This is a genomic window from uncultured Brachyspira sp. (genome assembly GCF_944390845.1).
In the GTDB taxonomy this organism is placed as follows: domain Bacteria; phylum Spirochaetota; class Brachyspiria; order Brachyspirales; family Brachyspiraceae; genus Brachyspira; species Brachyspira pulli.
Map to the genome: position 1 here is coordinate 1 of NZ_CALXRM010000009.1, position 13014 is coordinate 13014.

A 13014-nucleotide genomic window follows, 5' to 3' on the forward strand; every position below is an offset into this window, starting at 1 on the left:
AAAATCCATATTATTATTATACAATATATTAAAAAAATTGACAAACTTAAAAATTTTCAGTATATACCAAAAATTTTAGAGTTTGTCAAAAAATACAATTTTAAATTTAGGTTATTTGTGGGGACTAGCCCCCACACCCCCAGTTCTTTTGCGACTGAAAGGAGTGCCTGTGGTATTGACACAAAGAACCAAAAAGACTGCATTTTTAACACAAATCTTGTTTTTACTTCACATTTCAAACAAAACTTAATAATATTTTATACTATTAATAAACAAAAATTACATTTACAAAAAAGTAAAAATTGACAAAATATAGTTGTTTAGGTATATATTAACAAATTATAGTTTTATCAAATAGAAGTATATTTTTACTTATTTAATTTTGGAGATACGTATATATTATTTTGTTTTAATTTTAAAGCAAATATGATTATCATTACAGCAAATACTATAAATATAAATGCTAATATTAAAGTATATTTATTTGGTTCATTAATTATTGTGTTAGTTTCTATATCATAAAGTATCATAACTTTTGAATTAATATTGAAGTTAGTATCTAATTCTTTCATATAAGAATTTGTTAAAATTATATTTTCATTGCTGTAATTGAAACTATACACTACATTAGCAAATTTTCTTTTTTTGATAGTGCCGTATTCATAGTATTCAATATTTTTTACATCAGCATATATTTTTATTATATTTGTATTATTGTATGTGAATTTTATATGAATGAAAACTATCATGAAAGATGCAAATAGAAACATCAATGCTATAATGAAAAGTGTTATTTTATGTTTTATTATTTGGTATTTACTATTCATATATTTAATTTTCAAAATGTATTTTTATAAAATATTTAAATTAAAAATTGTATTACCTAATAATCGTTTTATATATTATTAAAGTTACTGATAATAACAAAAAGTAATTAAATAAATTTAAATATCTTCATTATATATTAATATATTTTTATAATTAATGAAACTAAAAAATATAAAAAAATATATAATAATTAATTGATTTTTTACTATATGTAGTATATATTACTCTGCGATAAATACTATTGAAATAAAGGGATTAATTTATGAAAAAGATTTTTTATTTAATTTCTACATTATTATTAATCAGCTTAATCTTTATTTCTTGTTCTTCACAGAATAAAGGTTCTGATAATTCTAATGAGTTATTTATAAATGTAGGGCCTGAACCAAAAACAATAGACCCAACATTAAATATAGCTTCAGATGCTTCTGTATATATAATTCATGCATTTGAAGGACTTACTACAAAAAATAAAGAAGGTAAGTTAATAGGCGGTGCAGCAGAAAGTTGGGATATAAGTGAAGACGGACTTACTTATACATTCCATTTAAGAACTAATGGAAAATGGTCTGACGGTACTCCAGTAACATCTAAAGATTTTATATATGCTTGGAAAAGAGCAGTTGATCCTAAAACTGCAAGCGAATATAGTTATCAGTTTGAGCCTGTAAAAAATGCTATGGCTATAAATGCAAGCAAAATGGAATTGGATACTTTAGGAATAAAGGCTATTGATGATTATACTTTAGAAGTGACTTTAGAGAAACCTACAGCTTATTTCTTGGAATTAACAGCTTTTCCTACATTCTACCCAATTAGACAAGATATTATAGAAAAATACGGCGACACTTGGACTATGAGCCCAGAAAGTTATATAGGAAATGGTTCCTATGTAATGATAGAACGCAATATTGATGATAATATAGTAATGGTAAAAAATACTAATTATTGGGATTATGCTAGTTTAGTACCGGAAAAAATTACTTTTGTTTTAATGGATAATCCTACAGCATCAGTAGCAGGAATAAAAGAAGGTTCTTTACATCTTTCTGACAGAGTACCTTTTCAAGATATTGATGCTTTAAAATCTGAAGGATTACTTCAATTTGTTAATTTATTTGGTACTTATTATTATGCACTTAATCATACTAATGAAGTATTGAAAGATCCAAAAGTGAGAAAAGCATTATCTCTTGTTATAGATAGAAATTATATAGTAGATAATGTTGTAAAAACAGGAGTTCCATCTGGTGCTTTTGTTCCTTATGGAGCATCTGATGTTAATGGTGATTTTAGAGAAGTAGGCGGAGATTATATTAGTGTTAAGCCTGAAGATTATCAAAAGAATGTTGAAGAAGCTAAAAAATTAATGGCTGAAGCAGGATATACTAATGGCGATGGTTTTCCTGTACTTCAATTTATAGTTGATTCTAATGTACAAATTCCTACTTTTGAGGCAGTACAGCAAATGTGGAAAGAGCATTTAAATGTTGATAGTACAGTAAGTCAGCAGGAATGGGCTGTATTTTTACAAACTTTATATACTGATAAGAATTATGTTGTAGGAAGAAGCGGTTGGACAGGCGATTATAATGATCCTATGACTTTCTTAGGTATGTTCTTAAGTTACAGTCCTCAAAACCATGCTTTATTTACTAATAAAGAATATGACGGACTTCTTCAAACTGCTATGGGTACTATAGATCAAAATATCAGAATGGACGCTATGCATAAGGCTGAAAAAATATTAATGGATAATGATGTTATTATACCTTTATATTATTATACTACTCCTATATTGATAAATACTAAATTAAAAAATGTTGTATTTGACAGTTTAGGAAAACATAGATTCAGTTATGCTTATATGGAATAATATTTAAATATTATTTTGTACTATTTAGTGTCAAATCCAGTTATTATTTTTTATTTTACAGTAGTTTAATAATCTTTATTATAGAAATATTGAATTTTATTAAGCTGCTGTAAATAAAAGATATTTTTTGCCAAATTATTTATTTTTTATTCGAATAAAAAACCATTATAAATATTTAATAATATATTAATTTAAGGAACCATAATGTTTAAAAATTTAGGATTACAATTTAAAATTAGTGCTGTAATATTGCTGCCTCTTCTTATTATGATGATAATATCAAGTTTAATCAACATAATGGTAGTAAATGATGAGCTGGAAACTCAGGCTTTAATCTATTTAAAACAAAGTGTAGAAGCACAGGCCGCTAATGCAGAAAATGTATTAAAAACAGAATATAATTATTTAAAGACATTATCTTCTTCAGTAAGCGATTTATATAATGTTGGCATAAGAAACAGAAATTCCTATGCTGAACTTATAGATTATTATATTTTAAATATGCCTGAAAGTATGACTGGAGTTGCTCTAATATTGGAAAAAACGGTATAGCTTTCCAAACTAATATATTGGCTTTGAATGCTTCTGTAGAGGCAGCACGTGCTGGTGAGCAAGGACGCGGATTTGCCGTTGTAGCCAGTGAAGTAAGAAATTTAGCACAAAATACTCAAGATTCGGTAAAAAATATTACAGAATTAATAACAGATAGTAATGAAAAAATACATTTGGCTGCTGAGAGTGTTAAAGAGTCGCAGGAAATATTTGTTGAATTATCAAATAAAATGGATACAGTATCTCAGCTTATGGATCAAATAAATACATCAGCTCAGGAACAGCAGTCAGGAGTTGAACAAATAAATATGGCTATAAATAATATGGAGGCTTCTTTACAGCATAATGCCGCTTTAGTTGAGCAGACAACAGCAACTTCAGAAACTCTATTAAATGAAGCTAACGGTTTAAAAACAGCTATAGATTATTTTAAACTAAAAGCTAATTAATATTCTATTTTTTTATAGAATTTTTTTTATTTTTAATATATATTTATAGAACATTTTTAATGTTATTTCATTACAAATAACAAATAATTTAAGAGGGATAATTTAATGTCAGAAAATCAAAATAATTCTGAAAATACACAAAATGAAAAAAATGTAAGTGTAGAAAAAAATGCAGAAAAAGAAAACAGAAAAGAAAAATTAAACACATTAAGAGCTATGGGAATTAACCCATTTCCAAACAGTTATGATGTAACTTATAAATCAAAAGATATAGCAGATAAATTTGAAGAATTAGAGAAGAATGAAACAGAAGTTGCTGTTGCCGGAAGAATTATGCTTTATAGGGTAATGGGTAAATCTTCATTTTTAACTATAAAAGATTCAGCAGGCACAATTCAGGCTTATATACAAAAAGATAAAGTAGGCGATGAATTTTATAATACAGTGTTTAAAAAGTTAATAGATATAGGCGATATAGTTGGAGTTAAAGGTACTGTATTTAAAACTAAAACAGGTGAAATAACTATATATGCAAATGAATTAAAATTATTAACAAAATCACTTAATCCATTGCCGGAAAAATTCCATGGTTTAACTGATACAGAAATGCGTTATAGACAAAGATATGTTGATTTAATAATGAATGATGATGTAAAAGAAGCATTTATTAAAAGATCTAAAATGGTTTCTGCTATAAGACAAGTAATGATTGATAATAATTTCTTGGAAGTAGAAACACCTATGATGCACCCTTTAATTGGAGGTGCTAAGGCTAAACCTTTTGTTACTCATCATAATACTTTGGATATGACTTTATATTTAAGAATAGCACCAGAGCTTTATTTGAAAAGGCTTGTAGTAGGCGGTTTTGATAAAGTATTTGAACTTAATAGGAATTTCCGCAATGAAGGTATATCTACAAGACATAATCCAGAGTTTACTATGATGGAAGCATATATGGCTTATGCTAATTTCCACAAGGTTATGGAATTAGTTGAAGAAGTATTCTCAAAAGTATGCTTCAAATTAAACGGAAAATATACTTCTCAGTATAAAGATTATGAAATTAATTTTGAACCTCCTTTTGCTAGAGTTCCTATGGTAGATTTAGTAAAAGAGCATTCAGGATTGGATTTTAATGCTATACAGTCAGATGATGAAGCATTAGAAAAAGCTAAGTCAATAGGTGTAGAAATAGATACTTCAAAAACTAAACCTACTAAATGGGAAGTAATGGTTGCAGTATTTGAGGAAAAAGTAGAAGAAAAATTAATACAGCCTACATTTGTTATTAATTATCCTAAATCAGTTTCGCCTCTTTCAAAATCTTATCCTGATAATCCAGACATTACAGAAAGATATGAATTATTTATAGGCGGAATGGAAATGTCAAACGGATTCAGTGAGCTTAATGACCCAATAGACCAAAAAGAACGTTTTGAGGAACAATTAAAAGCTAAAGCACGCGGCGAAGATGAGACTATGGATATGGATTTAGATTATATTAATGCTTTGGAATATGGACTTCCTCCTACAGGCGGTCTTGGTATAGGTATTGATAGAATGGCTATGTTATTCTTGAATGTTCCTAGCATTAGAGATACTATTCTTTTCCCTCAGATGAGAAAAATTGAATAATAAGTTTTTATTATAAATATCGTTATAATATGATATAATTTGTTAAGGTGGTATTTTACATTTTATATAATATATGTTATTATATAAAATGTAATTATTTTTAGTATTTTGGAGTTTTCATGAAAATTGAAGAAATAATCAATAAAATTGTATGGTATGTACCTTTTAGAAAAAAGAGAGATCTTTTAAGAAATGAATTAAATCAGTTAATTAACGATATCATAAAAGAAAAGAATAAAGCTATAGAAGAAAAAAACAAAGCTATAGAAGAAAAAAAGAAAAATTATGAACAACTAAATAAAAAAATTGATGATATAAATGGTAAAATATATGCTTTTAACAAAGATTTAAATAATAGATTTTTGTCTTTAAGAAAAGAAATTTCTTTATTAGAATTAAGAAACAAAGCTAGAATGCAGATATTGTCATTAGGTGATGAGCAAATTATAAAAGAGACTAGAAAAGAAAAATTAATAGTAAGTTTAACAACCTTTCCTCAAAGAATATATGATATAGATATAGTTTTATTTTCATTATTAAATCAAACTGTAAAACCGGATAAAATAATATTATGGCTTTCAAGAGAAGAATTTCCAAATTTAGAAAAAGATATTCCTGTTCACATACTTAATATGAAAAAATTTGGTATAGATATAGAGTTTTGTAATAATCTATACTCATATAATAAAATAATTCATTCATTAAAAAAATATCCTAATGATTTAATAGTAGTAGCAGATGATGATGTATATTATGAATATAATTGGCTTGAAAAATTATATAATGCTTATTTAGAAAATCCAAATTATATTCATTGTCATAGAGCACATAAAATTCAATTTGATGAAGATGGAAATATTTTACCATATACTAAATGGATTGAATGTGTAGAAAGTGGCAATACTAATATTTCTTTTTCTAATTTTATAACAAATGTTGGTGGAGCATTATATAAATTAGAATTTTTATATAAAGATGTTTTTAACGATAAATTATTTATGGAGTTATGTCCTAAAGCAGATGATATTTGGTGTTGGGCCATGGCCGTTTTAAATGGTACAAAAATTCATGTAGTTAAAGATAATATTAATAAGATTATTGAAGTTGGCTATGATTATTATGTTAAATTGTGGCATGTGAATAAACTTCAAAATTTTAATGATGTACAATTAAATAATGTTTTTGACTATTATGGGGACAAATTGAAAAATAAAATAAATATATAATAGGATTTATTTATGGAAGATATAAAAGTATATATATTATACAGTTAGAGAGGATTCTTTATATAGATATGTAAAATTAAATCTAAAAAAATTATCTCTAGTATATAGCTAAACAACCATATTGTGTCAGGAATTATTTTCTTATTTTTATTATTTGTTGGAAATAGCCTTATAGCTATACCTACTTCGTCACACCCCCACAGTTTTTTATAACCTAAGAAAGTACTGTAATATTGGCATAGAAGAATCAAGAATCTAACAACTCATATTTGTTATGTGAAAGAACTGCATTTAACTAAGTTTACCTTTTAGTGTAGTCTATATTTAGGTTGTATCTTATATCTTATATCTAATATTATATATTTTTTTGATATAAAGTTCTAGTAATTGACTTTTGTGTTCTGAGTGCCGTAGTCAGTAACTTTGATGAAGTTGTGGTGAAAAAGTTACTAACGATATATAGTGTATCAGTTGCCAAACTTAAAAAAATCAGTATAGAAAAAAAAGATTTCATAGAATATACTGAAAATTCTTAAGTTTGTCAACTGATACACTTTATATAAATGTTATCTACTTTTTTGTAGCACAAAAAAGTAGCAAAAAATGCAATTGCTGGAACTTTATATTTGAAAAATACTTATTAAATATAGGATATATCCTATATTTGGATTAAAAATGCAGTTGTTTTGGTTCTTTTATACCAGTAAAAGAACTGGGATGCTACGAAGTACACAGAGCGGTGGGCAAAGCCCAGCAGATATTTAAAATTTAAAAAAATTATTTATGACAAAATATAGTTGTTTAGGTATATTCTAAAAAATCGAATAGGTACTATTTTATATATACCATTGTTTGTGGAGAGATGTGTATAATAGATTTTTTATTATTAATGAAATGATTAGGTAAGTATATAAAATTATGTGCATAATTTTTCTGAAAAAATAGAATGTAAAAAGTTCTGGAAATAAAAGAATAAGAAAAAGATTATTACAAGGCTAGTTATCAAAAATATAATATTATAAACATATCTATTAATAAAGAATAATAATACTTATGAAAAAATATATGTTACAAAAATAATTATTTGATATATTGATGGCATGAAAAATAAAATAAATAATTTGGATGCTAAAATAAATCAATTTTTAATCAATAAAAAAATTTGCATTATTTTCTATATACAATTTATAAGATAAAAAAATACATACTTATTTGGAACAAAAATATCATGTAAAAGATAATTAAATATATAATATTTTATTATAAATATTCATATATAAACAATTATATTTTTTTAATTTATTATGAATATAAATTGTTGTTTTTTATAACATAAAATATTACTATCATTAACTTGGATATGTTTTTAATATATCACAAAACTTTTATTTTTATAAAAAATGATGTTTTTTGATTCTTCTTTTATGTTTTCTTAAAAATATAGTATTTTTTGTAAATCAACTCTATTCAAATATTTAAAATAATTAATTTTGATAAAATACTATTATTTTAATATATGTAAATTAGTTCTAAAATTACATAATACTTACTACTAGATATAGAAATAGTTTATGAAGTTATATATGATTAATATGTAGTTATATTTTTGAAAAAATATTGAATATGATTAATAATTAATATAAAAATAAAAATTATAGTATATAAAGTATTATTATATAGTTTTTTATTTGTAAATATTAATATATAGTTATTTAATAATATATATAACTATATATATTAATATAATACTATTTATACATATAAAATGTTTGTTTTGTCTATTTTTTATGAAAAAAATCTATAAAAATAATTTTTTTATTTTTTATTTTTTATTAAATGTGTTATAATATTACAAAATTAATATTTTTATTTATGTGTTAATCATATAGCTATTAAGTAATAAGTCAATAGTTTTATGTATACAAATATATAAATTGTGTTTTTTATATAAAATAAAAAAATATATGCAATATTGTTATAATTTTTATACTGAAAATTGAAATCTATGATTGTAGCATAAATGTTATGTATGTTTTTATATGAATAAAATTTTATTAAGGATGTATTATGAATATTGAAGAAATAATCAATAAAATTGTATGGTATGTACCTTTTAGAAAAAAAAGAGATCTCTTGAGAAATGAATTAAATCAATTAGTTAATAATCTCATAAAAGAAAAAAACAGAGCCATAGCAGAAAAAAATAAAGCTATCGAAGAAAAGAATAAAATTATAGAAAGCTATAAGCAAATAGAAGAAAAAAACTCTACCTTTAAAGTAATTAACATAACTGATAAAAAAGAATATGTTAAGAATATTGCCATTTATTTTGATGCTGGTATAGGAGATTATCTGTTTTTAAAACCTTTCTTTAAATATATTAGAAATTATTTTAAAAATGATAAATTAACTTTTATTGGTACTTATAGGATTGAAGACATATTTTTATTTTTCGATAAAGAATATATTGATGAGTATATTTGTTTTAACGGAAAAATTAAAGATAATAATTATTATAAACAATTAATTGATTTTTTTCAAAATATTAATTATGATATATTGATTTCATATTATTATTTAAGAAGTATAAATGCTGATAAAACAATTAATTTAATAAACTCAAAAGAAAAAATAGGTACTTATGGAGGATTACTAGGTTTAAGTAAAAGACAAAGAGTTAGTGATGTTAATACATATACAAAATTTATATATCCAGATGAAAATGATAAATTTGAGCTATACCGAAATATGGATTTTTTTAAAGAGTTATTAAATAACAATAATATAGAAATAGATAGTTTATCTATAGAATTAAATAATGATTATTTTAATAGTATAAATTTTGATTTTAATCAAAAATATGCAATAATTTTTCCAAGTGCTACCGACATAAATAGACAATGGGATCCTAATAACTTTTCAGATGTGGCTGATCATTTATATTATAAATACAACATTATATCTTATATAGTAGGATCTGAAAAAGATGAAGAATTAGCATTAAAAATTATAGGTGATAAAAAACATATAATATCAATATGTGGAAAATATCATTTGCATAAATTGTTTTTTATATTTAATAAATCAAAAATAGTTGTAACTAATGATTCTGGAGGATATCATATTGCTATGACAGTTAGTAATAATATAATAGTAATATCATCAGGAGGAAATTATATAAGATTTACAAATTATCCAGAAAAATATAAAAAAAATAAAATAGTTTCAACACCTTTACCTGAAGGTGCTCTTAATAAAAAAGATATAGAATATTTTTATAATCATGATTATTTAAATACTATAACATCAGAAAGTATATGTAATTTAATAGATGAAAAACATAGTAAATACTTAAAGAAAGACCAGACCAGACCAGACCAGACCAGACCAGACCAGACCAGACCAGACCAGACCAGACCAGACCATAATATGTAAATCTATACTTTATTTTATCATAATTCAAAAGCTGAAAAATTACAACCTATATTGCATAAAAAAATGCAGTATAGGTTTTTTTATTGTTAAATTTTATTAAGGAGATATTATGTGTATTGAAGAAATAATCAATAAAATTGTATGGTATGTACCTTTTAGAAAAAAGAGAGATCTTTTAAGAAATGAATTAAATCAGTTAATTAACGATATCATAAAAGAAAAGAATAAAGCTATAGAGGAGAAAAATAAAGCTATAGAAGAAAAAAATAAAAATTATGAACAACTAAATAAAAAAATTGATAGTATAAATACTCAAGTAAATACTCTTAACAAGGATTTGAATACTAAATTTACAGCACTAAAAAAAGAAATTTTCTTTTTGGAATTGAGAAATAAAGCTAGAATGCAGATGTTATCACTTGGTGATGAACAAATTATAAAAGAGATTAGAAAAGAAAAATTAATAGTAAGTTTAACCACTTTCCCTCAAAGAATATACGATATAGATGTAGTTTTATTTTCATTACTAAATCAAACAGTGAAACCTGATAAAATAATATTATGGCTTTCAAGAGAAGAATTTCCAAATTTAGAGAAAGATATTCCTCCTTATATACTTAATATGCAAAAGTTTGGCATAGAGATAGAGTTCTGTAATAATTTATATTCTTATAATAAAATAATTCATTCATTAAAGAAATACCCTAATGATTTAATAGTTGTAGCAGATGATGATGTATATTATGAATATAATTGGCTAGAAAAATTATATAATGCTTATTTAGAAAATCCAAATTATATTCATTGTCATAGAGTTCATAAAATTGAATTTGATGAAAATGGTAATGTTTTACCATACAATAAATGGACACAATGTTTAGAGAGCAGTAATGCAAATATTTCTTTTGATAATTTTATAACAAATGTAGGGGGAGCATTATATAAATTAGAATTATTATATAAAGATATTTTTAATGATAAATTATTTATGGAATTATGTCCTAAAGCAGATGATATTTGGTGCTGGGCTATGGCGGTTTTAAATGGTACTAAAATTAATGTAGTAAAAGATAATATTAGAAGAATTACAGAATTAAATTATGAGCATTATGTCAAATTATGGCAAGTAAATGTTAAGCAAAATTTTAATGATGTACAATTAAATAATGTGTTAAATTATTATGGTGATTTATTAAGGAGTAAAATTAATAATGAATAATAATGTTATCAATATAGTATTTATATCTGATGATCATTATATTATGCCTACTTGTGTGGCAATAACTTCAATTATAATGAATAAAAATAAAGATACTAAGTACAATATTTATATTTTATTAGCAGAGGTAGAAAACGAGAATAAAAATATACTTGAGAATTTTGCCCAAAATAATAATGATAGCTTTGTCAGTATAGATATTATTATTATTAATGATAATAAATATAAAAATATTATGAATAGTGGTCATGTGAGTTCTGCTGCTTTATTTAAATTCGATATAGCAAATATATTTCCTAATTTAGATAAAGTATTATATTTAGATTCAGATATAATTATACTGAAAGATCTTTCAGAACTATTTACAACAGACATTAGTAATTTTTATGCTGGAGTTATAAAAGATTTTATTGCTATTCAATTGAGAAAACATCATTTAAGATTGGGGACGGAATATTATTTTAATAGCGGAGTTTTATTGCTTAATACAAAAAAATTAAGAGAAGAAAATGCATCCGAAAAATTACTTGACTATAAATTAGCACAAAAAAAAGGTTTTATGGATCAGGATGCTTTTAATTATGTTTTTAATGAAAAAGTAAAATTTCTTCCTCATAAATATAATTATATGATTACCAATGACAATTATTTTGATAGAAAAGCAATAAATGATTTTTACGAATATGATTTATTAGATGATGATATAAATATATTGCATATAACATATAAAAAGCCTTGGGATAAAAATACAATATCATATAATAAATATTACGATTATTTTTGGCATTATTACCAATATACAAATTGGTTTAAAAATAATCCTATGGATTCATTTTTGACTATAGTAAAACAAAATAATAATGAAGTAACTGATAATTTAAATAAAGAAATAACTAAAATTAATGAACAAATCAATAAAATAGATACTAAAATTAGTCAGATAGATGATAGAATTAATAAATTGCATAATGAATTAGTAAAGATTAATAAGGAAAAATCACTATTAAGAAAAGAGTTATCCTATAATCAAAATTGGATAAAACTTTTTGGCATTTATAACGATGAACATCATATCTTTGTGTATTTTTTTGGTATTAAGTTGACTTTTAAAGTAAATGAGAAAAGTATTAATAAAATAGCATGGTGGATACCTATAAGAAAATGGCGTGATAATTTTAGAAATAAATTTAAAAATATTTAAAAATAAAATACCAGTTTTCGGATTACTAAAAAGAGGCGGAAAAGTATATGTAAAAATGATAAATAATACAAAAACAAGTACTTTGATACCAATTATAAGGCGAAAAGTACATCCTGATAGTATTGTTTATTCAGATTATTATTATAGTTGTGATGTTTTAGATGTTTCTGAATTTAAGTACTTTAGAATTAATCATAGTGAGAAATTTGCTCAAGAAAAGAATCATATTAATGGTATAGAGAATTTTTGGAATCAAGCAAAAAGACATTTGCGTAAATTTAATGGAATACCAAAAGAACATTTTCATTTATTAAAAAATGTTCTTTTGTACTTAATAATCCACAAGTTGAAAAACAATTAGCAATCATATATAATTTAACAAAAATTATTTTTTAGTCATTTTGCTAAGTCAATTATTAAATTAAAAAAGTATAATAGAATTATATATGATTATTGAATTATAACAAAATGAAAGAATGTTAATTTATGCTTAATAATCCACGAGTTGAAAAACAATTAGAAATCATATATAATTTAGTAAAAAATTATTTTTTAGTCATTTTGCTAAGTCAATTATTAAATTAAAAAAG

Annotated in this window: 9 protein-coding genes and 2 pseudogenes; 10 read left to right on the forward strand and 1 reads right to left on the reverse strand. The window is 23.5% G+C overall.

Annotation, left to right across the window (positions count from 1 at the left end; translation table 11 throughout):
• Positions 1 to 306 (forward strand): hypothetical protein (locus Q0K52_RS03005; RefSeq protein WP_297296323.1); only part of this gene is annotated, 306 nt, incomplete at its 5' end.
• A 62-nt stretch (positions 307 to 368) separates the two neighbouring features.
• Here the strand turns inward: Q0K52_RS03005 and Q0K52_RS03010 are convergent.
• On the reverse strand, positions 369 to 827 hold the full coding sequence (locus tag Q0K52_RS03010; RefSeq protein WP_297296325.1) for a hypothetical protein: 459 nt from the start codon (positions 825 to 827) through the stop codon (positions 369 to 371).
• A gap of 263 nt (positions 828 to 1090) precedes the next feature.
• On the opposite strand from Q0K52_RS03010, the gene Q0K52_RS03015 reads away from it, so the two are divergent.
• From Q0K52_RS03015 to Q0K52_RS03055, 9 genes and pseudogenes are all read left to right on the forward strand, one after another.
• Positions 1091 to 2704: a peptide ABC transporter substrate-binding protein gene (locus Q0K52_RS03015; protein WP_297296327.1), complete on the forward strand. Its 1614-nt coding sequence runs from the start codon at positions 1091 to 1093 to the stop codon at positions 2702 to 2704.
• Between the two features lie 204 nt (positions 2705 to 2908).
• On the forward strand, positions 2909 to 3256 hold the full coding sequence (locus tag Q0K52_RS03020; RefSeq protein WP_297296329.1) for a hypothetical protein: 348 nt from the start codon (positions 2909 to 2911) through the stop codon (positions 3254 to 3256).
• Positions 3250 to 3705, forward strand: a pseudogene (locus Q0K52_RS03025) (methyl-accepting chemotaxis protein); the annotation flags it as partial. The gene Q0K52_RS03020 and the pseudogene Q0K52_RS03025, both read left to right, overlap by 7 nt.
• 105 nt (positions 3706 to 3810) lie before the next feature.
• Positions 3811 to 5343, forward strand: a complete 1533-nt coding sequence (gene lysS, locus Q0K52_RS03030; protein WP_297296331.1) for a lysine--tRNA ligase — start codon at positions 3811 to 3813, stop codon at positions 5341 to 5343.
• A gap of 119 nt (positions 5344 to 5462) precedes the next feature.
• Positions 5463 to 6569: a hypothetical protein gene (locus Q0K52_RS03035; RefSeq protein ID WP_297296333.1), complete on the forward strand. Its 1107-nt coding sequence runs from the start codon at positions 5463 to 5465 to the stop codon at positions 6567 to 6569.
• Between the two features lie 2067 nt (positions 6570 to 8636).
• Positions 8637 to 10004, forward strand: a complete 1368-nt coding sequence (locus Q0K52_RS03040; RefSeq protein ID WP_297296335.1) for a glycosyltransferase family 9 protein — start codon at positions 8637 to 8639, stop codon at positions 10002 to 10004.
• A 109-nt stretch (positions 10005 to 10113) separates the two neighbouring features.
• Positions 10114 to 11223: a glycosyltransferase gene (locus tag Q0K52_RS03045; RefSeq protein WP_297296336.1), complete on the forward strand. Its 1110-nt coding sequence runs from the start codon at positions 10114 to 10116 to the stop codon at positions 11221 to 11223.
• Positions 11216 to 12424 (forward strand): glycosyltransferase family 8 protein, encoded by a 1209-nt coding sequence (locus Q0K52_RS03050; RefSeq protein ID WP_297296338.1) that lies wholly within the window; start codon positions 11216 to 11218, stop codon positions 12422 to 12424. Before Q0K52_RS03045 ends, Q0K52_RS03050 begins: the two co-directional genes overlap by 8 nt.
• A 4-nt stretch (positions 12425 to 12428) precedes the next feature.
• Positions 12429 to 12820, forward strand: a pseudogene (locus Q0K52_RS03055) (transposase); the annotation flags it as partial.
• Between the last annotated feature and the right edge of the window lie 194 nt (positions 12821 to 13014).

What these genes read in the sequence shown, in the direction of transcription:
- Q0K52_RS03010 (WP_297296325.1), bottom strand. Translation starts at nt 827, where the DNA reads ATGAATAGTAAATACCAAATAATAAAACATAAAATAACACTTTTCATT.
- Q0K52_RS03050 (WP_297296338.1), top strand. Translation starts at nt 11,216, where the DNA reads ATGAATAATAATGTTATCAATATAGTATTTATATCTGATGATCATTAT.
- lysS (WP_297296331.1), top strand. Translation starts at nt 3,811, where the DNA reads ATGTCAGAAAATCAAAATAATTCTGAAAATACACAAAATGAAAAAAAT.
- Q0K52_RS03015 (WP_297296327.1), top strand. Translation starts at nt 1,091, where the DNA reads ATGAAAAAGATTTTTTATTTAATTTCTACATTATTATTAATCAGCTTA.
- Q0K52_RS03045 (WP_297296336.1), top strand. Translation starts at nt 10,114, where the DNA reads ATGTGTATTGAAGAAATAATCAATAAAATTGTATGGTATGTACCTTTT.
- Q0K52_RS03020 (WP_297296329.1), top strand. Translation starts at nt 2,909, where the DNA reads ATGTTTAAAAATTTAGGATTACAATTTAAAATTAGTGCTGTAATATTG.
- Q0K52_RS03035 (WP_297296333.1), top strand. Translation starts at nt 5,463, where the DNA reads ATGAAAATTGAAGAAATAATCAATAAAATTGTATGGTATGTACCTTTT.
- Q0K52_RS03040 (WP_297296335.1), top strand. Translation starts at nt 8,637, where the DNA reads ATGAATATTGAAGAAATAATCAATAAAATTGTATGGTATGTACCTTTT.